This is a genomic window from Streptomyces sp. NPDC037271 (assembly GCF_055603605.1).
Map to the genome: position 1 here is coordinate 930,038 of NZ_JBVJVN010000001.1, position 21,834 is coordinate 951,871.

Genomic DNA, 21,834 nt, shown 5'->3' on the forward strand with positions numbered 1-21,834 from the left:
TGTCCGCGCGGGCAGCCCGAAAACGACCCCCCACCTGCGCGAACGACGCCCAAGATCATTACGTCGTCATTACGTGATCACTGGCAAACGGCTGCTTCCGGCGGCATCCGCCTGCACATACGCGAAGACCCCGACTCCAGCGAACTCGCTGGTGGCGGGGTCTTTAGGCACTTCCTGCGAAGTGCCCCCGGCAGGATTCGAACCTGCGCACACGGCTCCGGAGGCCGTTGCTCTATCCCCTGAGCTACGGGGGCGTGTCCGCCGCGTTCGGTGTTGCTCGCGGCGACGGGTAGAACACTACCAGCTCCCCCGGGGTGGTCATGAACGGGTTTTCGCGGGTCGTGGGGTGTCCCGTGGGCCTCCCGTGGGTCTCCTGGGGCGTCAGCCACGCGGGCGTTGTCCCTCGCACGGGGTGGAAGTGGGGAAAACCCGGACGCGGTGGCCGGTCCGGACCTACTCTCGAGTTGTGCCTAGGGCGTCTGGCCGAGTTCTTGTTGTGGACGACAACAAGGTCATCCGGCAGCTGATCAGGGTCAATCTCGAGCTGGAGGGCTTCGAGGTCGTGACCGCGGCCGATGGTGCCGAGTGTCTTGAAGTCGTCCATCAGGTGCAGCCCGACGCCGTCACGCTGGACGTGGTCATGCCCCGGCTCGACGGGCTCAGGACCGCCGCCCGGCTGCGTGCCGATCCGCGGACCCGGGCTCTTCCGATCGCCATCGTCAGTGCCTGTACCCAGTACGAGGTCGACGCCGGCTTCGACGCCGGGGCCGATGCCTTCCTCTCCAAGCCCTTCGAGCCCGCCGAGCTCGTCGGGTTGGTGCGGCAACTGGTCGAGCGGAAGGCCTCGTCTTCCTTCACCAGCGTCCTCGGCCTCGCCGGGGAGAGCGAATCGCCTGCTCAGGCCTAGTCGGTCCCGGACGGGCGGGTGGCTCGCGGCGACGGCTGCCGTGTGCTGGGCCGTCTCGCCACGCCCGTTCCCGCACGGTCCCCGTCCACATCCCGGGACTGCCGCAAACCGGTTCGCCCACCCACCCCCCTCCTCCCATACGCTTGACCCGTGACCCCCGTAGAGCTCTCCCGTACCGTGCTGCACGCGGTGCGTCGCGCTGTCGACGCGGGTGAGCTGAACGTGAGCGTCCCGGAGCGAGCCGTGGTCGCGCCGCCGGGGCCCGGCGGGTGCGGGGACTACGCCACCAGCATCGCCCTCCAGCTCGCCCGGCCGGCCGGGCAGCCGCCCCGCCGGGTCGCCGAGGTGCTGCGGCCGTACCTCGTCGACGTCGACGGGATCACCGACGTCGTCCTGACCGGGCCCGGGTTCCTCAACATCAGCCTCCACGGCACCGCGCCCGCCGACCTCGTCGAGGAGATCCTGCGGTGCGGGGCCCGGTACGGGCACGCCGACGGGACTGACAGGGCCAGCAGGGCCGGCAGGGCCGGCACGGCCGACAGCCGCATCGTGCCCCTGCACTGCCCCCGCGACCTCCGTGCCGTCGTCGTCGCCGACGCCGCCGCGCGCATCCTGCGCTCCCAGGGCGCCCTGGTCCGCACCAGCTGTGTCGCCCCGCTCCAGCCAGAGTGGACCGCCACCCTCGGCGTACGCGTCGACGCGGCCGGTCCGGCGGTCGCGGCTCTGCCGGTGGACGTGCGGCCCGTGCCGGCCCCCGCCGACCCGCTGCCCCTCGGCCGTGACGCCGGCCGCTGGGCCCTGCTCCACCCCGCCGCCCACGACCGGCCCCGGATCGGCGACGAGCACCTCGTGCAGCGCGAGGGCAACCCCCTCTTCCGTGTGCGGTACGCCCATGCCCGCACCCGTGCCCTGACCCGCAACGCCGCGGATCTCCGCTTCGCCGCCGAGCCCGGCCCGGTGACCGGCACGGGGCGGGACGTCCTCGCCGCCCTCGCCGACCACCCCCGGGTCCTCGCCGTCGCCGCGGCGCACCGCGCCCCCGACCGGGTCGCCCGGCACCTCGTCACCGTCGCCGACGCCGCGCTGCCCCTCCTGCCCGCCGTGCTGCCCCGCGGTGGGGAGAAACCCTCGGCCGCCCACCGCGCCCGGCTGGCCCTCGCCGAAGCCGTCGGGGCGGTGCTGGCCGGCGGCCTGTCCCTCCTCGGTATCGACGCACCCGACCACCTCTGAGAGAGCGCAGTAGACGACATGAGCCGTTCCGCACACCCCGCCGGGCCCCGTCACGCCGACGTCCTTCCCGAGGGGCGCTCCGCGTCGAGCGCAGCCCCGCCCGCCGACCTCAACGTCCTCGACGCCAAGGTCTGGTCCCAGACCGTCGGCCGGGACGCGGACGGTGTCGTCACCGTCGGCGGGATCCCCGTCACGCGGCTCGCCGAGGAGTACGGCACCCCCGCCTACGTCCTCGACGAGGCCGACTTCCGGGCCCGGGCGCGGGCCTGGCGTACCGCCTTCGGCGCGGATGCCGACGTCTTCTACGCGGGCAAGGCCTTCCTGTCGCGCGCCGTCGTGCGGTGGCTGGACGAGGAGGGGCTGAACCTCGACGTGTGCTCGGGGGGCGAGCTGGCCACCGCGCTGTCCGCCGGGATGCCCGCCGACCGCATCGCCTTCCACGGCAACAACAAGTCGCCCGAGGAGATCGAGCGGGCCGTCCGCGCCGGCGTCGGGCGGATCGTGCTCGACTCCTTCCAGGAGATCGTGCGCGTCGCCCACATCGCCCAGTCGCTGGGCAAGCGGCAGCGGGTGCAGATCCGTATCACCGTGGGAGTCGAGGCGCACACGCACGAGTTCATCGCCACCGCCCACGAGGACCAGAAGTTCGGGATTCCGCTGGCCGGCGGGCAGGCGGCGGAAGCCGTGCGGCGGGCGCTCCAGCTCGACGGGCTCGAGGTCATCGGGATCCACTCGCACATCGGGTCGCAGATCTTCGACATGTCGGGATTCGAGGTCGCCGCCCACCGGGTGGTCGGGCTGCTCAAGGACATCCGCGACGAGCACGGTGTCGAGCTGCCCGAGATCGACCTCGGCGGCGGGCTCGGGATCGCGTACACCAGCGACGACGACCCCCGTGAGCCGCACGAGATCGCCAAGGCGCTGACCGAGATCGTCACGCGGGAGTGCGAGAGCGCCAGGCTGCGCACGCCCCGTATCTCCGTCGAGCCGGGACGTGCCATCGTCGGGCCCACCGCCTTCACGCTCTACGAGGTCGGCACCGTCAAGCCGCTCGACGGGTTGCGTACGTACGTCTCCGTCGACGGCGGCATGTCGGACAACATCCGCACCGCGCTGTACGACGCCGAGTACAGCGTCGCCCTCGTCTCCCGCACCTCCGACGCCGAGGCCATGCTCGTGCGGGTCGTCGGCAAGCACTGCGAGAGCGGGGACATCGTGGTCAAGGACGCCTTCCTGCCGGGTGACCTGGCACCCGGTGACCTCATCGCCGTACCGGCGACCGGGGCGTACTGCCGTTCCATGGCCAGCAACTACAACCACGTGCTGCGTCCGCCCGTGGTCGCCGTACGGGACGGCGAGGCGCGGGTCATCGTGCGGCGGGAGACCGAGGAGGACCTGCTGCGTCTCGACGTCGGGTGAGCAGCCGGGTGAGAACCGGCAGACGGACGGGCGAATGGGCGGACGTGCGGCGGGCGGACGGGCGCGCAGGCGGACAGACGACGAACCGGGCGGAAGATCTTCCGTCATCCGCCCGGCGAAAATGAAATAAACGTCTCACGATTCGGACGAAAGGCAGAAAGTCCCGTCCGGTGCGTGAGACTGGTCCAACCGTAGACGGTATGAGGAAACGAGGTCGGATGATGCGTACGCGTCCGCTGAAGGTGGCGCTGCTGGGCTGTGGAGTGGTCGGCTCAGAGGTGGCGCGCATCATGACGACGCACGCCGACGACCTCGCCGCCCGGATCGGGGCCCCGGTGGAGCTCGCGGGCGTGGCCGTACGGCGGCCCGACCGGGTGCGCGAGGGCATCGACCCCGCCCTCGTCACCACCGACGCCACCGCCCTGGTCAAACGCGGGGACATCGACGTCGTCGTCGAGGTCATCGGCGGGATCGAACCCGCCCGGACCCTCATCACCACCGCCTTCGAGCACGGCGCGTCGGTCGTGTCCGCCAACAAGGCGCTCCTCGCGCAGGACGGCGCCACGCTGCACGCCGCGGCGGACGCGAACGGCAAGGACCTGTACTACGAGGCCGCCGTCGCCGGTGCCATCCCGCTGATCCGGCCGCTGCGCGAGTCCCTCGCCGGCGACAAGGTCAACCGGGTGCTCGGCATCGTCAACGGGACGACCAACTTCATCCTCGACGCCATGGACAGCACCGGCGCCGGGTACCAGGAGGCGCTCGACGAGGCCACCGCCCTCGGGTACGCGGAGGCCGACCCGACCGCCGACGTCGAGGGCTTCGACGCCGCCGCCAAGGCCGCCATCCTCGCCGGGATCGCCTTCCACACGCGCGTGCGCCTCGACGACGTCTACCGCGAGGGCATGACCGAGGTCACCGCCGCCGACTTCGCCTCCGCCAAGGAGATGGGCTGCACCATCAAGCTCCTCGCCATCTGCGAGCGGGCCGCGGACGGGGGGTCGGTCACCGCGCGCGTGCACCCCGCGATGATCCCGCTCAGCCATCCGCTGGCGAACGTGCGCGGCGCCTACAACGCCGTCTTCGTCGAGTCCGACGCGGCCGGTCAGCTCATGTTCTACGGGCCCGGCGCCGGCGGTTCGCCGACCGCGTCCGCCGTGCTCGGCGACCTCGTCGCCGTCTGCCGCAACCGGCTGGGCGGCGCCACCGGACCCGGCGAGTCCGCGTACGCGGCGCTTCCCGTCTCGCCGATGGGCGACGTCGTCACGCGCTACCACATCAGCCTCGACGTGGCCGACAAACCGGGCGTGCTCGCCCAGGTCGCGACCGTGTTCGCGGAGCACGGTGTCTCCATCGACACCGTGCGGCAGTCCGGCAAGGACGGCGAGGCATCCCTCGTCGTCGTCACCCACCGTGCGTCCGACGCCGCCCTCGGCGGTACGGTCGAGGCGCTGCGCAAGCTCGACACCGTGCGGGGTGTCGCCAGCATCATGCGGGTTGAAGGAGAGTAACCAGCAATGACCCACCAGTGGCGCGGAATCATCGAGGAGTACCGGGACAGGCTGCCCGTCTCCGACAGCACGCCCGTCGTGACGCTCCGCGAGGGCGGCACGCCGCTCGTGCCCGCGCAGGTGCTCTCCGAGCGCACGGGCTGCGAGGTCCACCTCAAGGTCGAGGGGGCGAACCCGACCGGGTCCTTCAAGGACCGCGGCATGACCATGGCCATCAGCAAGGCCAAGGAGGAGGGTGCGCAGGCCGTCATCTGCGCGTCCACCGGCAACACCTCCGCCTCCGCCGCCGCGTACGGCGTGCGGGCCGGGATGGTGTCCGCCGTCCTCGTGCCGCAGGGCAAGATCGCGCTCGGCAAGATGGGCCAGGCCCTCGTGCACGGCGCGAAGATCCTCCAGGTCGACGGCAACTTCGACGACTGCCTCACGCTCGCCCGCGCGCTCAGCGACAACTATCCCGTGGCGCTGGTCAATTCGGTCAACCCGGTGCGTATAGAGGGGCAGAAGACGGCCGCCTTCGAGATCGTGGACATGCTCGGCGACGCGCCCGACATCCACGTCCTGCCGGTGGGCAACGCGGGCAACATCACCGCGTACTGGAAGGGGTACAAGGAGTACGCCGCCGACAAGGTCAGCACGAAGGCGCCGCGCATGTGGGGGTTCCAGGCCTCCGGCAGCGCCCCGATCGTGCGCGGCGAGGTCGTCAAGGACCCGTCGACCATCGCCACCGCCATCCGCATCGGCAACCCTGCCTCGTGGGACTTCGCGCTCGCCGCGCGGGACGAGTCGGGCGGCGCCATCGACGAGGTGACGGACCGTGAGATCCTGCGCGCCTACCGGCTGTTGGCCTCGCAGGAGGGCGTCTTCGTGGAGCCCGCGTCCGCCGCGTCGGTGGCCGGTCTGCTGAAGGCCGCCGAGCAGGGCAAGGTCGACCCGGGACAGCGGATCGTGTGCACCGTCACCGGCAACGGGCTGAAGGACCCGGACTGGGCCGTCGCCGGCGCCCCGCAGCCGGTCACCGTCCCGGTCGACGCGGCGACGGCGGCCGAGCGGCTCGGTCTGATCTGAGGGACCCCGTCCCCGACATCCCCGTCATCCGTCCCAGGGGTCCCGGGGTCCCGTGATCCTGTGGTCCCGGGGTCCTGTGGTCCCGGGGTCCCGGGGTCCCGGGGTCCCGTGATCCTGTGGTCCCGGGGTCCCCTGATCCTGTGGTCCCCTGATCCTGTGGTCCCGTGGTCCCGTGGTCCCGTGGTCCCGTGGTCCCGTGGTCCCGTGGTCCCGTGGTCCCGTGGTCCCGTGGTCCCGTGGTCCCGTGATCCGGTGGTCCCCGTGAAACGCGCCCAGCGTACGGGGGCGTAAGCGACGTCCAGCCGGGCATGTCACTGACGGGGGGTGCACAGGGGGCTTACGACACGCATCGTGCGCCTCCTGTGCGCCCTATGTCGCCACAGAACCTTCCTTCGATAGGCTGTACCGAACCCGCCCGCCGCATATGCCGTGGTGCCGCGCCGTCTCCGCGGTCGGGAAGCGGCCGGGAGTCGTCGGGCAGGCGGTGGTCGGCCGTTGGGCAGGCAGCGGCGAGCCCGGGTTCCGTAAGTCATCGAATCTCATTCGACAGTCACGCAGCTCAAGGAGAGTCATCAAGCGATGGCCGGTCCAGCGTTCCGCGCCGCCGCCGTCCGGGTGCGCGTCCCCGCCACCAGCGCCAACCTCGGCCCGGGCTTCGACGCCCTCGGCCTCGCGCTGGGCTTGTACGACGACGTCGTCGTCCGGGTGGCCGACTCAGGGCTGCACATCGACATCGCGGGCGAGGGCAGCGAGACGCTGCCGCGCGACGAGAAGCACCTCCTCGTCCGCGCCCTGCGCACCGCCTTCGACCTCCTGGGCGGACAGCCGCGCGGCCTGGAGATCGTCTGCGCCAACCGCATCCCGCACGGCCGCGGCCTCGGCTCCTCCTCCGCCGCCATCTGCGCCGGCATCGTCGCGGCGCGCGCGGTGACCATAGGCGGCGAATCCCGCCTCGACGACGCCGCGCTGCTCGACCTCGCCACCGAGATCGAAGGCCATCCCGACAACGTGGCGGCCTGTCTGCTGGGCGGCTTCACCCTGTCCTGGATGGATTCCGGCGCCGCCCGGGCCATCAGGATGGAGCCCGCCGATTCCATCGTTCCGGTGGTTTTCGTGCCCGGAAAGCCGGTACTGACGGAGACCGCACGAGGTCTCCTCCCGCGCAGCGTCCCGCACGTCGACGCCGCCACCAACGCCGGCCGCGCCGCGCTGCTCGTCGAGGCGCTCACCAGGCGCCCCGAGCTGCTGCTGCCGGCCACCGAGGACCGCCTGCACCAGGAGTACCGCGCGCCGGCCATGCCGGAGAGCGCGGCGCTGGTGGAGCGGCTGCGCGGCGACGGCATCCCCGCGGTGATCTCGGGTGCCGGACCCACCGTGATGGCCCTGGCCGACGCCGACACGGCCGACAAGGTCGAGGCGCTGGCAGGTACGGACTGGGCGGCCAACCGGCTCAGCCTGGACCAGCAGGGCGCGAGCGTCCTGCCGCTGGCGCCCTCCAGCGACATTTAGAGGCATACGGTTGCCGGATTTCGAGAGGGGGAATATTTGTTGGATCCGGTAGTGTTAATCTCAAGTCTGCACCCGACCCCACCATGGCGAGGTGCCTCGTGTCCCCGTCCGGGACAGACATTCTTCCGGGAGCCCCCCAAGCCGCCTTGTGCCGTGGACGTCGTACGTGATCAGTACGGCCGACACGGACACTGAGCGGCCCGCCGGGCACGCTTCGGAACCGGTGCGACCACGCCGCATGGCACAGACACTGGGTGCCACGGCTAGGGGAAGCGCCATCACCAGATATCTCTTCCGCCGTTCAGGCGGACCACCGCCCCGGCACGGTTCGCACAGCAAGGACCGAAGCCGGACAGCACAACCGGTCGCCGAGCCAGACAGGCCGACGTCCGCTCCAGGGAAGGACCCTTCGTGAGCGACACCACCGATCTGATGGGCGCACGTGTCGAGGAGACCGCTGCCGCGCCCTCCACGGACGCCTCCGCGCCTGCCACCGGTGCCGGCTCCCGGCGGCGCCGTGGTACCGGCCTCGAGGGCATGGTGCTGGCCGAGCTGCAGCAGGTCGCATCCGGCCTCGGCATCAGGGGCACCGCGCGTATGCGCAAGAGCCAGCTGATCGAGGTCATCAAGGAGGCGCAGGCCGCGGGCGGCGCCCCCGCCAAGGCCGCGCCCGCCGCGGCGGACGCCGCCGGCGAGACCAAGCCGAAGCGCCGCAGCACCTCCCGGGCCCGTACGGGTGACGAGGCCCCCGCCGAGAAGGCGGAGAAGGCCGGCCGGGCCGAGAAGAAGGCGGACAAGGCGGCCGCCGACAAGGCAGCCGCCCAGCAGCAGATCGACATCCCCGGCCAGCCGACCCCCAAGGTCTCGCCGACGGCCGACAAGGCCACCGACGACGCCCCCTCCGAGCGCCGTCGCCGCCGGGCCACCGCCGACGCGGGCAGCCCGTCCGCCGTCACCGAGACGGTGGCCGTCGAGACGAAGAGCGAGCCGAAGACCGAGCCCTCCGGCCAGCAGCAGGGCCAGGGCGACGCCCGCCTCGACGGTGAGGGCGGCGAAGGCCGCCGTCGCGACCGCCGTGACCGCGGCGACCGCGACCGTGACCGTGGTGACCGCGACCGCGGCGACCGCGGACGCGACCGCGACCGCCGGGGCAAGGGCGACGACCAGCAGAACCAGGGCGGCGGCCAGCAGCGCCGGCAGCAGGGCGGCGGCCAGGACCGCCAGCAGCGGGCCGACGAGGATGGGGACGACTTCGACGGCGGACGCCGCGGCCGCCGTGGCCGCTACCGGGACCGCCGGGGCCGCCGCGGACGCGACGAGATCCAGGAGCCCCAGGTCAACGAGGACGACGTCCTCATCCCGGTGGCCGGCATCCTCGACATCCTCGACAACTACGCGTTCATCCGGACCTCCGGCTACCTGCCCGGCCCCAACGACGTGTACGTCTCCCTCGCCCAGGTCCGCAAGAACGGCCTGCGCAAGGGCGACCACCTCACCGGTGCCGTGCGCCAGCCCAAGGAGGGCGAGCGCCGCGAGAAGTTCAACGCGCTGGTGCGCCTGGACTCCGTCAACGGCATGGCGCCCGAACACGGCCGCGGGCGGCCGGAGTTCAACAAGCTGACGCCGCTCTACCCGCAGGACCGCCTCCGTCTGGAGACGGACCCCGGCGTCCTCACCACCCGCATCATCGACCTCGTCGCGCCCATCGGCAAGGGACAGCGCGGTCTGATCGTGGCCCCGCCGAAGACCGGCAAGACCATGATCATGCAGGCGATCGCCAACGCGATCACGCACAACAACCCCGAGTGCCACCTGATGGTCGTCCTGGTCGACGAGCGTCCGGAAGAGGTCACCGACATGCAGCGGTCGGTGAAGGGCGAGGTCATCTCCTCGACCTTCGACCGCCCGGCCGAGGACCACACCACGGTCGCCGAGCTCGCCATCGAGCGCGCCAAGCGCCTCGTGGAGCTGGGTCACGACGTGGTCGTCCTGCTCGACTCGATCACCCGTCTGGGCCGCGCGTACAACCTCGCCGCCCCGGCCTCCGGCCGCATCCTGTCCGGTGGTGTCGACTCGACCGCCCTGTACCCGCCGAAGCGCTTCTTCGGTGCGGCCCGCAACATCGAGGACGGCGGCTCGCTGACCATCCTCGCCACCGCACTGGTGGACACCGGGTCCCGCATGGACGAGGTCATCTTCGAGGAGTTCAAGGGCACCGGCAACGCCGAGCTCAAGCTCGACCGGAAGCTCGCCGACAAGCGCATCTTCCCGGCGGTGGACGTCGACGCGTCCGGCACCCGCAAGGAAGAGATCCTGCTCGGCAGCGAGGAGCTCGCCGTCACCTGGAAGCTGCGCCGGGTGCTGCACGCCCTCGACCAGCAGCAGGCGATCGAGCTGCTCCTCGACAAGATGAAGCAGACCAAGTCGAACGGCGAGTTCCTGATGCAGATCCAGAAGACGACCCCGACGCCGGGCAACGGCGACTGACGGCCGGACCTCCGGCACGCATCGACGAAAGGGCCGCTCCCGCACCGGGAGCGGCCCTTCCGCGTCCGCCCGCCCACTCCACCCGCACACCGGCCGTTGCCGAAACGAGACCTTTGCCACACGCAACGTCACTGCGCTGATAACGGCCGTCAGTGGACACCCGGAGCAAAAGCGCAGGTGAAAGCCATGCGCGCGCGGCCCCCGCACAGCGCCCGGACGCGACTCGAACACGCTCCGTACCCGTTCCATTTCCGCTCCGTGCCCGCTGCGCACCGGGAGCCCACAGGGCGCTGTGCAACCCTGTGCCGGGTTTCTCCGTCCCTCCACGGAGGGACGATGGTGAGGTACCGGCCATATCGCCGGCGCCGGCCGGCCCGACCCCGAGCCCAGGGGGTAACCGACCGTACGAGAGCCGAGGAGCACATGTCCGCCGAGAGCACGCCGGATCCCGCCATACCCGGGAAGGCTTCCGGGTCCCGCCACCGGGGCAAGGGCCGCCGCCGCAGACCGCGCAGCGGGCGGCGCAAGGCCCTGCTGGTCGCGGCCTGGACCGCCGCGGGCGTCGTCGTCCTGGGCGGCACCGGCGCCGGGGTGCTGTTCTTCAAGCTCAACGGCAACCTCCAGAGCGTCGACATCGACCAGGTCCTCGGCACCGACCGGCCCGAGAAGGCCGGCAACGGCTCCGAGAACATCCTCGTCCTCGGCTCCGACACCCGCGCCGACGGCAACAAGGAGCTCGGCGGCGGCACCGACGACGGCACCGCCCGCTCCGACACGGCGATGGTCGTGCACGTCCACAAGGGCCACAAGAAGGCCAGCGTGGTCTCCATCCCGCGCGACACCCTCGTCGACCGCCCCGCGTGCACCGACGCCGACGGCAATGAGCACCCCGCCGCCGAGGAGGTGATGTTCAACTCCGCCTACTCCACCGGCGGCGCCGCCTGTGCCGTGAAGACCGTGGAGTCGATCAGCGGTCTGCGCATGGACCACTACCTGGAGGTCGACTTCAGCGGCTTCCAGCAGCTCGTCGACGACCTCGGCGGCGTCGAGGTCACCACCACCGAGGCCATCAAGGACCCCGACAGCCACCTCGACCTGCCCGCCGGCACCCACACGCTGACCGGCGAGCAGGCCCTCGGCCTGGTCCGCACCCGGCACGGCGTCGGCGACGGCTCCGACCTCGGCCGCATCCAGCTCCAGCAGGCCTTCGTCAAGGCCCTGGCCGACCGGGTCAAGGACATCGGCCTGCTCGGCAACCCCAAGAAGCTGTACGACATCGCCGACACCGCCACCAAGACGCTGACCACCGACTCCGACCTGGGCTCGGTGAACTCCCTGATGTCCTTCGCGAGCGGCCTCAAGGGCATCGACGCCTCGAACATGAACATGGTCACGATGCCGGTCGTCTACGACCCCGCGGACGCCAACCGCGTCCTGGTGGAGAAGACCAAGGCCGAGCAGGTGTGGACCGCCCTCAAGAACGACAGGCCGGTCCCGGCGGCGGCGACGCGGGGCACGGCGTCGGGCGGCGCCGAGGGCGTGGTGAACAGCGCCCCGTAGGGGCGTGGGGAGGCCCGGGGAATAGACGGCCGCGGCCCCCGGTTTTGGGAGAAGACGCCAGTCCTGGCAGACTGGTACGTCGGCCCCGGTTCACGCCCCCGCATCCCGCGGCGGCGACCCGGCGCCCTCCAGGAACACTAGGAGACACCTTGAAGCGCGACACCCACCCCGAGTACGTCGAGACGCAGGTCAGCTGCACCTGTGGCGCGTCGTTCACCACCCGCAGCACCATCCAGAGCGGCACCATCCGCGCTGAGGTCTGCTCCGAGTGCCACCCGTTCTACACGGGCAAGCAGAAGATCCTCGACACCGGTGGCCGTGTGGCCCGCTTCGAGGCCCGCTTCGGCAAGGCTGCCGCCGGCTCCAAGAAGTAGCGAGCCTCCAACCGCCGGTCCACGGCCGCGCCCCCAGCCGGGGGAGCGCCGGGACCGGCGTTTTTGGTCGCCCGTCTTCCCCTTCCCAAGCAGTAGCAGGAGCCCAAGATGTTCGAGGCCGTCGAGGAACTCGTCGCCGAGCACGCCGACCTGGAGAAGAAGCTCGCCGACCCGTCGGTCCACTCCGACCAGGCCAACGCGCGCAAGCTGAACAAGCGGTACGCCGAGCTCACCCCGATCGTCGCCACGTTCCGCTCCTGGAAGCAGACCGGCGACGACATGGAGACCGCGCGCGAGCTGGCCGCGGACGACCCGGACTTCGCCGCCGAGGTCAAGGAGCTGGACAAGCAGCGCGAGGAGCTCACCGAGAAGCTCCGCCTCCTGCTCGTCCCGCGCGACCCCAGCGACGACAAGGACGTCATCCTGGAGATCAAGGCGGGCGCGGGCGGCGACGAGTCGGCGCTCTTCGCCGGCGACCTGCTGCGCATGTACCTGCGCTACGCCGAGCGGGTCGGCTGGAAGACCGAGATCATCGACGCCACCGAGTCCGAGCTGGGCGGCTACAAGGACGTCCAGGTCGCCGTGAAGACCAAGGGCGGCCAGGGCGCCACCGAGCCCGGACAGGGCGTCTGGGCGCGGCTGAAGTACGAGGGCGGGGTGCACCGCGTGCAGCGGGTGCCCGCGACCGAGTCCCAGGGCCGCATCCACACCTCCGCGGCCGGTGTGCTCGTCACGCCCGAGGCCGAGGAGATCGACGTCGAGATCAACCCCAACGACCTCCGCATCGACGTCTACCGGTCCTCCGGCCCCGGCGGCCAGTCCGTCAACACCACCGACTCCGCCGTGCGCATCACGCACATTCCGACCGGAGTCGTCGCCTCCTGCCAGAACGAGAAGAGCCAGCTGCAGAACAAGGAGCAGGCGATGCGTATCCTGCGCTCGAGGCTGCTCGCGGCGGCGCAGGAGGAGGCGGAGAAGGAGGCCGCGGACGCCCGCCGCAGCCAGGTCCGCACCGTCGACCGCTCCGAGAAGATCCGTACGTACAACTTCCCGGAGAACCGCATCTCGGACCACCGCGTCGGCTTCAAGGCGTACAACCTGGACCAGGTCCTGGACGGCGACATCGACCCGGTGATCCAGGCCTGCGTCGACGCGGACTCGGCGGCCAAGCTCGCCGCCGCGTAGGCACCGCCGCACCACCCGCACCGGACCACAGCTCAGCCCCCGGAGGACCAGCGTGAACCTGCTGCTCGCGGAGGTGGCCCAGGCCACCCAGCGGCTGGCCGACGCCGGCGTGCCCTCGCCGCGCACCGACGCCGAGGAGCTCGCCGCCCATCTGCACGGCGTCAAGCGGGGCGAGCTGCACACCGTGCCGGACGCGGACTTCGACGCCCGGTACTGGGAGGTGATCGCCCGCCGCGAGGCGCGCGAACCGCTCCAGCACATCACCGGACGCGCCTACTTCCGCTACCTGGAGCTCCAGGTCGGCCCCGGCGTCTTCGTGCCCCGCCCCGAGACCGAGTCCGTCGTCGGCTGGGCCATAGACGCCGTACGCGCCATGGACGTCGTCGAGCCGTGCATCGTCGACCTGTGCACCGGCTCGGGCGCCATCGCGCTCGCGCTCGCCCAGGAGGTGCCCCGCTCGCGCGTGTACGCCGTGGAGCTGTCCGAGGACGCCCTGGTGTGGACGCGGAAGAACATGGAGGGGTCCAGGGTCGAACTGCGCCAGGGCGACGCCCTGACGGCCTTCCCGGACCTCGACGGCCAGGTCGACCTGGTGGTCTCCAACCCGCCGTACATCCCGCTCACCGAGTGGGAGTACGTCGCCCCCGAGGCCCGCGACCACGATCCCGAGCTGGCCCTGTTCTCCGGCGAGGACGGCCTCGACCTCATCCGCGGCCTGGAACGCACCGCGCACCGCCTGCTGCGCCCCGGCGGAGTGGTCGTCGTCGAGCACGCCGACACCCAGGGCGGCCAGGTGCCGTGGATCTTCACCGAGGAACGGGGCTGGGCCGACGCGGCCGACCACCCCGACCTCAACAACCGCCCGCGGTTCGCGACCGCCCGCAAGGCGCTGCCGTGACCGTCCCCCTGACTTCAACCCCGCAGTACGTGTACGAGGAGGCCCGCTAATGGCACGGCGATACGACACCAACGACGCGACCGACCGTGTGACCGGTCTGCGCGAGGCCGCGTCCGCCGTCCGCCGTGGCGAGCTCGTGGTGCTGCCGACGGACACCGTGTACGGCATCGGAGCCGACGCCTTCACCGGGGAGGCCGTCGCCGACCTGCTGGACGCCAAGGGCCGGGGACGCAACATGCCCACCCCCGTCCTCATCGGCTCGCCGAACACCCTGCACGGCCTGGTCACCGACTTCTCCGAGCTGGCCTGGGAGCTGGTCGACGCCTTCTGGCCGGGCGCGCTGACGCTCGTCGCCAAGCACCAGCCGTCCCTCCAGTGGGACCTCGGCGACACCCGCGGCACGGTCGCCGTCCGCATGCCGCTGCACCCCGTCGCCATCGAGCTGCTCACCGAGGTCGGCCCCATGGCCGTCTCCTCCGCCAACCTCACCGGCCACCCGGCGCCCGAGGACTGCGACGCCGCCCAGCAGATGCTCGGCGACTCCGTCTCCGTCTACCTCGACGGCGGCCCCACCCCCGGCAACGTCCCGTCGTCCATCGTCGACGTCACCCGCGAGGTGCCCGTGCTGCTGCGCGCGGGCGCGTTGTCGGCGGAGGAACTGCGCAAGGTGGTACCCGACCTCGAGGTGGCGAATTGACGGCCCCTGAGACGGGGCGTGGCATAGGCGACGGGGAACGCGCCGCGGAGATCACGACGACGTTCGGCTTTCCGCGCGACAGCTTCCGCATCCTCCACGTCAGCACCGGCAACGTCTGCCGCTCGCCCATCACCGAGCGGCTGACCCGGCATTTCGTGACGGAGCGGCTCGGCGTGCTGGGCGGCGGACTCATCGTGGAGAGCGCGGGCACCTGGGGCCACGAGGGCGCGCCCATGGAGTCGAACGCGGAGACGGTCCTGGCGGACTTCGGCGCGGACGCGGCCGGCTTCACCGGGCGCGAGCTGCTCGACGAGCACGTGATCCGCGCGGACCTCGTGCTGACCGCGACCCGGGACCACCGGGCGCAGGTCATCTCCATGGGGCACTCGGCCGGCCTGCGCACCTTCACCCTCAAGGAGTTCACCCGCCTGGTGAACGCCATCGACCCGGCGACGCTGCCGCCCCTCGAGGACGGGGTGGTCGCCCGTGCGCGCGCCCTGGTCCGCGCCGCCGCCGCGCTGCGCGGCTGGCTGCTGGCCCCCACGGTGGAGGCGGACGAGGTGTACGACCCGTACGGGGCGCCGCTGCCGTTCTTCCGGTCGATCGGGGACGAGATACACCAGGCGCTGGATCCGGTGGTGACGGCGCTGACGGGGGTCGCGGCGCGGACGTAGCCGGGACGCCGCGCGACGCCGGGCGGCTTCGGTCCTCCGGGCCTACATTGGTCGTACGTCACCGTCGACGCACGCCCGGAGCGCACCATGTCGGTCACCCGCGACCTCATCGAGGCCGATGACAGCATGCTCGGGGTCCTGCTGCGCCAGGACCCCGAACTGGCGGACATCCTGCTCGCCGAACGCCGCCGGCAGTCGACGACGCTCCAGCTGATCGCCGCCGAGAACTTCACGTCCCCCGCCGTGCTCGCCGCCCTCGGCTCCCCGCTGGCCAACAAGTACGCCGAGGGCTACCCGGGCGCCCGGCACCACGGCGGCTGCGAGATCGTCGACGTCGCCGAGCGGCTCGCCGTGGAGCGGGCCCAGGACCTCTTCGGCGCCGAGCACGCCAACGTGCAGTCCCACTCCGGCTCCTCCGCCGTCCTGGCCGCCTACGCGGCGCTGCTGCGCCCCGGCGACACCGTCCTCGCCCTCGGCCTGCCCTACGGCGGACACCTCACGCACGGCTCGCCCGCGAACTTCTCCGGCCGCTGGTTCGACTTCGTCGGCTACGGCGTGGACGCGGAGACCGGGCTCGTCGACTACGACCAGGTGCGCACCCTGGCCCGCACGCACCGGCCGAAGGCGATCGTGTGCGGTTCCATCGCCTATCCCCGCCACCTCGACTACGCCTTCTTCCGCGACGTCGCCGACGAGGTGGGCGCCTACCTCGTCGCGGACGCCGCGCACCCGATCGGGCTGGTCGCCGGGGGAGCGGCGCCCAGCCCGGTGCCGTACGCCGACATCGTGTGCGCCACCACGCACAAGGTGCTGCGCGGCCCGCGCGGCGGCATGATCCTGTGCGGTGGCGAACTGGCCGAGCGGGTGGACCGGGCCGTCTTCCCGTTCACCCAGGGCGGTGCGCAGATGCACACCATCGCCGCCAAGGCGGTCGCGTTCGGCGAGGCGGCGACCCCCGCGTACGCCGCGTACGCCCATCAGGTGATCGCCAACGCCCGGGCGCTGGCGGCGCACCTGGCCGCCGAGGGCCTCGTCGTCACCACCGGCGGCACCGACACCCACCTGATCACCGCCGACCCCGCCCCGCTCGGTGTCGACGGGAAGACCGCGCGGGGCCGGCTCGCGGCGGCCGGGATCGTCCTGGACTGCTGCGCGCTGCCGCACGGCGACGCCCGCGGGCTGCGGCTGGGCGCGGCGGCCGTGACCACGCAGGGCATGGGGGAGCGGGAGATGCGGGCGGTGGCCACGCTGCTCGCGGAGGTGCTGCGGGGCGGGGCGGACGCCGCCGCGGCGCGGAACGACGTACGGGATCTGGTCACGGAATTCCCGCCCTACCCGGAGTGAGTCAGGGTAGGCGCACCCGTGTGCACAGCCACACGTGCAACCATCGTCGATACCCGGAAGTCCTCAACCGTATGCGCGCATCGCTAGGGTGTGGGGTCGAGGATGGCCAGCGAGACCTGTGGGGAAGCCTGTGCGTGAATACCTGCTGACGCTCTGCATCACGGCCGCGGTGACGTATCTGCTCACAGGGCCGGTACGGAAGTTCGCGATCGTGGCGGGGGCGATGCCGGAGATCCGGGCCCGTGACGTGCACCGGGAACCCACTCCGCGGCTCGGCGGGATCGCGATGTTCTTCGGACTCTGCGCGGGCCTGCTGGTCGCCGACCACCTCACCAACCTCAGTGAGGTCTTCGAGAACTCCAACGAACCCCGGGCCCTGCTGTCCGGAGCCGCCCTGATCTGGCTGATCGGCGTCCTGGACGACAAGTTCGAGATCGACGCCCTGATCAAGCTGGGCGGTCAGATGATCGCCGCCGGCGTGATGGTGGTGCAGGGTCTGACCATCCTGTGGATTCCGGTGCCCTGGGTCGGCACGGTGGCGCTCACCCAGTGGCAGGGCACCCTGCTGACGGTGGCGCTGGTCGTCATCACCATCAACGCGGTCAACTTCGTGGACGGCCTGGACGGTCTCGCGGCCGGCATGGTGTGCATCGCGGCGACGGCGTTCTTCATGTACGCCTACCGGATCTGGTACTCGTACGGCATCGAGGCCGCGGCGCCCGCCTCGCTCTTCGCGGCCATCCTCATGGGCATGTGCCTGGGCTTCCTGCCGCACAACATGCACCCCGCCCGGATCTTCATGGGTGACTCCGGCTCGATGCTGATCGGGCTCGTCCTGGCGGCCGGCGCGATCTCGGTCACCGGCCAGGTCGACCCGGACCTGATGAACCTGTTCTCCGGTTCCGAGCGCGCCTCGGTGCACCAGATGGTGCCGGTCTACATCCCGTTGGTGATGCCGCTGACCATCATCGCCATCCCGGCCGCCGACCTGATCCTGGCGATCGTGAGGCGCACCTGGCGCGGTCAGTCGCCGTTCGCCGCGGACCGGGGGCACCTGCACCACCGGCTGCTGGAGATCGGCCACTCGCACAGCCGCGCGGTGCTGATCATGTACTTCTTCTCGGCGCTGATCGCCTTCGGCGCGCTCGCCTACTCCGTGAACGCAGCGTCGATGTGGATCGTGCTGAGCGTCGTCTTCCTCAGCGCGATCGGCCTGGTCCTGCTCCTGACGCCGCGCTTCACCCCCCGTGCCCCCCGCTGGGCCGAGCGCTTCGTGCCGCCCCGCTACCGCCGCCGCAAGGCGGCCGTCGCCGTGGCGGAGCCCGCCGCGGTCGTGGACGAGGGCGACGGTGGGACCGATCAGGGCGCGAGCGACGAGGTCACGGCCGACGAGGCCGCGACCGGCGACCGTGTTCCGGTCCCCGCGGGGGTCTCGGGCGTCAACGGGGCCACCGCCGTCGGCCCCCGTTCGCGCACAAGGTAAGAATCTGACTAGAGCATTGCCAACCCATGGGGAAGCGAATCGCCGCAATACCAGATAAAGCGGCGCTGTACTTGCACAAACGCGCACCGTCACTCTCATGTGTGACGGCCAGCACACCCTCAGGTAAAGACCTCATCAAATAGTTTGTGATACCGTTCACGAGAACCCCGGATGGAGCCGAAGGGCCGCAGTGCGACGGCCCATTGGTGAGAGTTCTGCACTCGACCCGGGGGACTACGCTCGTCCATGACGACACCCCCTGCCCCCTGAAAGCGGAGCTGCCGCCATGCCCTCCAACGACGTCCGGATCCTGATCCAGGCTGCCGTGCCCACCGCTGTCGTCGGTGCGGTCGCAGTCGCGATCGGCGGTGCCGTCGAAGGGGGCAAGGGTGCGGTCGGGGCGGTCGTCGGAGCGGTCGTCGTGATCCTTTTCATGGGCGCGGGACTGTACGTCCTCCAGTGGACCGCGAAGTCGTTGCCGACGCTGTTCCAGGCAATGGCGCTGATGATGTACATGGCGCAAATTGCGCTGATGTTCATCTTCATCGTGCTCTTCAGGGACACGACGCTGTTCCATCCCAAGGTCTTCGCTCTCTCGTTGCTCGCCGGCACTCTCACCTGGGTCGCCGCGCAGGCGCGCGCCCAGATGAAGGCCAAAATCCTTTACGTGGAGCCCGAGTCGACGACGGGTGAGAAGAAGGAAACCCCGGGGCGTCCGTCGTGAGACGTAGGGGCGGGATAAAGGCGCATGAGAGACCCTGCTATCGTCCGGTGCCAACTGCGGCATCGCGGGCGCGGGCATCCCAGCTGACGCCTGCCACATCGCGAGGCGAGATGCCCCCCGGCCGCCCCCATACCCGTAACACCAGTCCCGTGCCGATCCGCGGCCCCGTGCCGCGCCGACACCACGAGGTTGCCGAATCCATGCGCCACGCTGAAGGAGCCCGCGGTGAGTGCTGACCAGACACAGGTGCTCGCCTTCGAGACCGACTGCCACATCTTCGACGGCTGTGGCTTCCCGTCTCCCGGGCTGCACTCGTTCCTGTTCGAGCCCATGTGGGGCGACGGCGACAGCAACGTGTACTTCAACAAGACGATGCTGCTGGCGCTGCTCGGCTCGATCATCATCGTCGGCTTCTTCTGGGCGGCGTTCCGCCGGCCCCAGGTCGTCCCCGGCAAGCTCCAGATGGTCGCCGAAACCGGCTACGACTTCATCCGCCGCGGTGTCGTCTACGAGACGATGGGCAAGCGCGAGGGCGAGAAGTACGTCCCGTTCGTCGTCGCCCTGTTCTTCTTCATCTGGATGATGAACCTCTGGTCGATCATCCCGCTCGCCCAGTTCCCGGTGACGTCGATCATCGCGTACCCGATGGTGCTCGCCCTGCTCGTCTACGTCGTCTGGGTCTCACTGACCTTCAAGAAGCACGGCTTCGTCGGCGCCCTGAAGAACTTCACCGGCTACGACAAGTCGCTCGGTGGGGCCCTGCCGGTCGTCATGCTGATCGAGGCCTTCTCGAACCTGCTCGTGAGGCCCTTCACCCACGCCGTGCGACTCTTCGCGAACATGTTCGCGGGACACATCCTGCTGGTGCTGTTCACCATCGCCAGCTGGTACCTGCTGAACGGGATCGGGATCGCCTACGCCGGCGTCTCGTTCGTGATGGTCATCGTGATGACCGCCTTCGAGCTCTTCATCCAGGCCCTGCAGGCATACGTCTTCGTCCTGCTGACCGTTACCTACATCCAGGGCGCGCTCGCCGAGCACCACTGAGCGCCCCGCCCCGCCCCCAGTCGTCCGGTGGCCCACCCCCACCGGCCCGTGAAGAAAAGGAAGAACTGGCATGTCCCAGCTTGCTGCCGTCAGCGGTTCGATCGCTTCCATCGGTTACGGCATCGCCGCCTTCGGCCCCGGCATCGGCGTCGGCATCATCTTCGGTAAGGGCACCGAAGCCATCGCCCGTCAGCCCGAGGCCGCCGGCCTGATCCGCGCCAACCAGATCCTCGGCTTCGCCTTCTGTGAGGCGCTCGCCCTGATCGGCCTGGTCATGCCGTTCGTCTACGGCACGTGATCATCTGATCCGCGACCGGCTCACTAGACGAAAGGCACTCTGATATGAGCCCACTGCTTCATATCGCGGCCGAGGAGGCGCAGAACCCCCTCGTCCCGCCGATTCCCGAGCTCGTCATCGGCCTGCTCGCCTTCGTCATCGTCTTCGGCTTCCTCGCCAAGAAGCTCCTCCCGAACATCAACAAGGTTCTGGAGCAGCGTCGCGAGGCGATCGAGGGCGGGATCGAGAAGGCCGAGGCCGCTCAGACCGAGGCCCAGAGCGTGCTGGAGCAGTACAAGGCTCAGCTCGCCGAGGCCCGGCACGAGGCCGCGCGTCTGCGCCAGGAGGCGCAGGAGCAGGGCGCCGTGCTCATCGCCGAGATGCGCGCGGAAGGCCAGCGGCAGCGTGAGGAGATCATCGCCGCCGGACACACGCAGGTCGAGGCCGACCGCAAGGCCGCCTCGCAGGCGCTGCGCCAGGACGTGGGCAAGCTCGCCACCGACCTGGCCGGCAAGCTCGTCGGCGAGTCCCTCGAGGACCACGCCCGGCAGAGCCGTGTGATCGACCGCTTCCTCGACCAGCTCGAGGAGAAGGCCGAGGCCGGACGATGAACGGAGCGAGCCGCGAGGCCCTGGCAGCCGCACGCGAGCGGCTCGACGCGCTGACGGACTCCACGTCCGTGGACGCCGCGCAGCTCGCCGACGAGCTGGCCGCCGTCACCGCGCTGCTCGACCGCGAGGTCAGCCTGCGGCGGGTCCTCACCGACCCGGCGCAGGCCGCCGACGCCAAGGCCGAACTGGCCGGGCGCATCTTCGGCGGTCAGGTCGGCGGTCCGGCCGCCGACCTGGTGGCCGGTACGGTGCGCTCCCGCTGGTCGCAGTCGCGCGACCTGGTGGACGCGCTGGAGGAGCTGGCCGCCATGGCCGACTTCACCGCGGCCCAGAAGGCGGGCACGCTCGACGACGTCGAGGACGAGCTGTTCCGGTTCGGCCGGATCGTCTCGTCCGACACGGGGCTGCGCTCCGCGCTGACCGACCGCGCGGCGAGCGCCTCGGCCAAGAGCGAGCTGCTGCACAGCCTGCTCGGCGGCCGGGCCAAGGCCACGACCGAGCGTCTGGTGACGCGGCTTGTGACCGCGCCCCGGGGACGTAGCCTGGAGACGGGAATCGAATCCCTGTCCAAGCTCGCCGCCGAGCGTCGCGAGCGCACGGTCGCCGTCGTCACCTCGGCGGTCCCGCTGAGCGACACGCAGAAGCGGCGCCTCGGCGCCGCGCTGGCGCGGCTGTACGGCCGGGCGATGCACCTCAACCTCGACGTGGACCCCGAGGTCCTCGGCGGAATCCGGGTGCGGGTCGGCGACGAGATCATCAACGGCTCGCTCGCGGACCGGCTCGAAGACGCCGCCCGCCGCATGGCGAGCTAGCACCAACCGCATACGTAGGA

At 71.0% G+C, this 21,834-nt stretch carries 20 protein-coding genes and 1 tRNA gene; 20 read left to right on the plus strand and 1 reads right to left on the minus strand.

Annotated elements, in window-relative coordinates; genetic code table 11:
- Window positions 1–182: 182 nt before the first annotated feature.
- A tRNA-Arg gene (locus ACZ7G3_RS04275) sits at window positions 183–254 on the minus strand.
- A 212-nt stretch (window positions 255–466) separates the two neighbouring features.
- Between ACZ7G3_RS04275 and ACZ7G3_RS04280 the strand changes: the two genes are divergently transcribed.
- From ACZ7G3_RS04280 to ACZ7G3_RS04375, 20 genes are all read left to right on the plus strand, one after another.
- Window positions 467–907 carry a response regulator gene (locus ACZ7G3_RS04280; RefSeq protein ID WP_470923123.1) on the plus strand — a complete coding sequence of 147 codons (441 nt, stop codon included), beginning with the start codon at window positions 467–469 and terminating at the stop codon, window positions 905–907.
- A 150-nt stretch (window positions 908–1,057) separates the two neighbouring features.
- Window positions 1,058–2,137 (plus strand): ArgS-related anticodon-binding protein NrtL, encoded by a 1,080-nt coding sequence (gene nrtL, locus ACZ7G3_RS04285; RefSeq protein ID WP_470923124.1) that lies wholly within the window; start codon window positions 1,058–1,060, stop codon window positions 2,135–2,137.
- Between the two features lie 18 nt (window positions 2,138–2,155).
- On the plus strand, window positions 2,156–3,556 hold the full coding sequence (gene lysA / locus ACZ7G3_RS04290; protein ID WP_470923125.1) for a diaminopimelate decarboxylase: 1,401 nt from the start codon (window positions 2,156–2,158) through the stop codon (window positions 3,554–3,556).
- Window positions 3,557–3,777: 221 nt separating this feature from the next.
- A complete protein-coding gene (locus ACZ7G3_RS04295) occupies window positions 3,778–5,067 on the plus strand; it encodes a homoserine dehydrogenase (protein ID WP_426523588.1) in 1,290 nt (429 codons plus the stop codon).
- Window positions 5,068–5,073: 6 nt separating this feature from the next.
- Window positions 5,074–6,132 (plus strand): threonine synthase, encoded by a 1,059-nt coding sequence (thrC, locus tag ACZ7G3_RS04300; RefSeq protein ID WP_361739173.1) that lies wholly within the window; start codon window positions 5,074–5,076, stop codon window positions 6,130–6,132.
- Between the two features lie 579 nt (window positions 6,133–6,711).
- On the plus strand, window positions 6,712–7,641 hold the full coding sequence (gene thrB / locus ACZ7G3_RS04305) for a homoserine kinase (protein WP_426599768.1): 930 nt from the start codon (window positions 6,712–6,714) through the stop codon (window positions 7,639–7,641).
- A gap of 411 nt (window positions 7,642–8,052) precedes the next feature.
- Window positions 8,053–10,128 (plus strand): transcription termination factor Rho, encoded by a 2,076-nt coding sequence (rho, locus tag ACZ7G3_RS04310; RefSeq protein WP_470923126.1) that lies wholly within the window; start codon window positions 8,053–8,055, stop codon window positions 10,126–10,128.
- 423 nt (window positions 10,129–10,551) lie between these two features.
- Window positions 10,552–11,688: an LCP family protein gene (locus ACZ7G3_RS04315; RefSeq protein WP_470923127.1), complete on the plus strand. Its 1,137-nt coding sequence runs from the start codon at window positions 10,552–10,554 to the stop codon at window positions 11,686–11,688.
- A gap of 149 nt (window positions 11,689–11,837) precedes the next feature.
- The gene (gene rpmE, locus ACZ7G3_RS04320) at window positions 11,838–12,062 is read left to right on the plus strand and encodes a 50S ribosomal protein L31 (RefSeq protein ID WP_398136479.1); all 225 of its coding nucleotides are present in this window, start codon (window positions 11,838–11,840) and stop codon (window positions 12,060–12,062) included.
- Window positions 12,063–12,170: 108 nt separating this feature from the next.
- Window positions 12,171–13,247 carry a peptide chain release factor 1 gene (gene prfA, locus ACZ7G3_RS04325; RefSeq protein WP_426523577.1) on the plus strand — a complete coding sequence of 359 codons (1,077 nt, stop codon included), beginning with the start codon at window positions 12,171–12,173 and terminating at the stop codon, window positions 13,245–13,247.
- Window positions 13,248–13,299: 52 nt separating this feature from the next.
- The gene (gene prmC, locus ACZ7G3_RS04330; RefSeq protein ID WP_426599765.1) at window positions 13,300–14,145 is read left to right on the plus strand and encodes a peptide chain release factor N(5)-glutamine methyltransferase; all 846 of its coding nucleotides are present in this window, start codon (window positions 13,300–13,302) and stop codon (window positions 14,143–14,145) included.
- A gap of 49 nt (window positions 14,146–14,194) precedes the next feature.
- Window positions 14,195–14,842 (plus strand): L-threonylcarbamoyladenylate synthase, encoded by a 648-nt coding sequence (locus ACZ7G3_RS04335; protein WP_053137111.1) that lies wholly within the window; start codon window positions 14,195–14,197, stop codon window positions 14,840–14,842.
- Window positions 14,839–15,516 carry an arsenate reductase/protein-tyrosine-phosphatase family protein gene (locus tag ACZ7G3_RS04340; protein ID WP_426523575.1) on the plus strand — a complete coding sequence of 226 codons (678 nt, stop codon included), beginning with the start codon at window positions 14,839–14,841 and terminating at the stop codon, window positions 15,514–15,516. Before ACZ7G3_RS04335 ends, ACZ7G3_RS04340 begins: the two co-directional genes overlap by 4 nt.
- 87 nt (window positions 15,517–15,603) lie before the next feature.
- Window positions 15,604–16,860, plus strand: coding sequence for a serine hydroxymethyltransferase (locus ACZ7G3_RS04345; protein ID WP_470923128.1), 1,257 nt, complete (start codon window positions 15,604–15,606; stop codon window positions 16,858–16,860).
- A 130-nt stretch (window positions 16,861–16,990) separates the two neighbouring features.
- Window positions 16,991–18,343: an MraY family glycosyltransferase gene (locus ACZ7G3_RS04350; RefSeq protein WP_470923129.1), complete on the plus strand. Its 1,353-nt coding sequence runs from the start codon at window positions 16,991–16,993 to the stop codon at window positions 18,341–18,343.
- Between the two features lie 286 nt (window positions 18,344–18,629).
- Window positions 18,630–19,067 (plus strand): hypothetical protein, encoded by a 438-nt coding sequence (locus ACZ7G3_RS04355; RefSeq protein WP_470923130.1) that lies wholly within the window; start codon window positions 18,630–18,632, stop codon window positions 19,065–19,067.
- 225 nt (window positions 19,068–19,292) lie between these two features.
- Window positions 19,293–20,114 carry a F0F1 ATP synthase subunit A gene (gene atpB, locus ACZ7G3_RS04360; protein WP_470923131.1) on the plus strand — a complete coding sequence of 274 codons (822 nt, stop codon included), beginning with the start codon at window positions 19,293–19,295 and terminating at the stop codon, window positions 20,112–20,114.
- 70 nt (window positions 20,115–20,184) lie between these two features.
- Complete coding sequence (gene atpE, locus ACZ7G3_RS04365; protein ID WP_426523570.1) at window positions 20,185–20,412, plus strand: ATP synthase F0 subunit C; 228 nt, start codon at window positions 20,185–20,187, stop codon at window positions 20,410–20,412.
- A gap of 44 nt (window positions 20,413–20,456) precedes the next feature.
- Window positions 20,457–21,002: a F0F1 ATP synthase subunit B gene (locus ACZ7G3_RS04370; protein ID WP_043379868.1), complete on the plus strand. Its 546-nt coding sequence runs from the start codon at window positions 20,457–20,459 to the stop codon at window positions 21,000–21,002.
- Window positions 20,999–21,814 (plus strand): F0F1 ATP synthase subunit delta, encoded by an 816-nt coding sequence (locus tag ACZ7G3_RS04375; protein WP_426599760.1) that lies wholly within the window; start codon window positions 20,999–21,001, stop codon window positions 21,812–21,814. The genes ACZ7G3_RS04370 and ACZ7G3_RS04375 overlap by 4 nt, the downstream gene beginning before the upstream one ends.
- The last annotated feature ends 20 nt before the right edge of the window (window positions 21,815–21,834 follow it).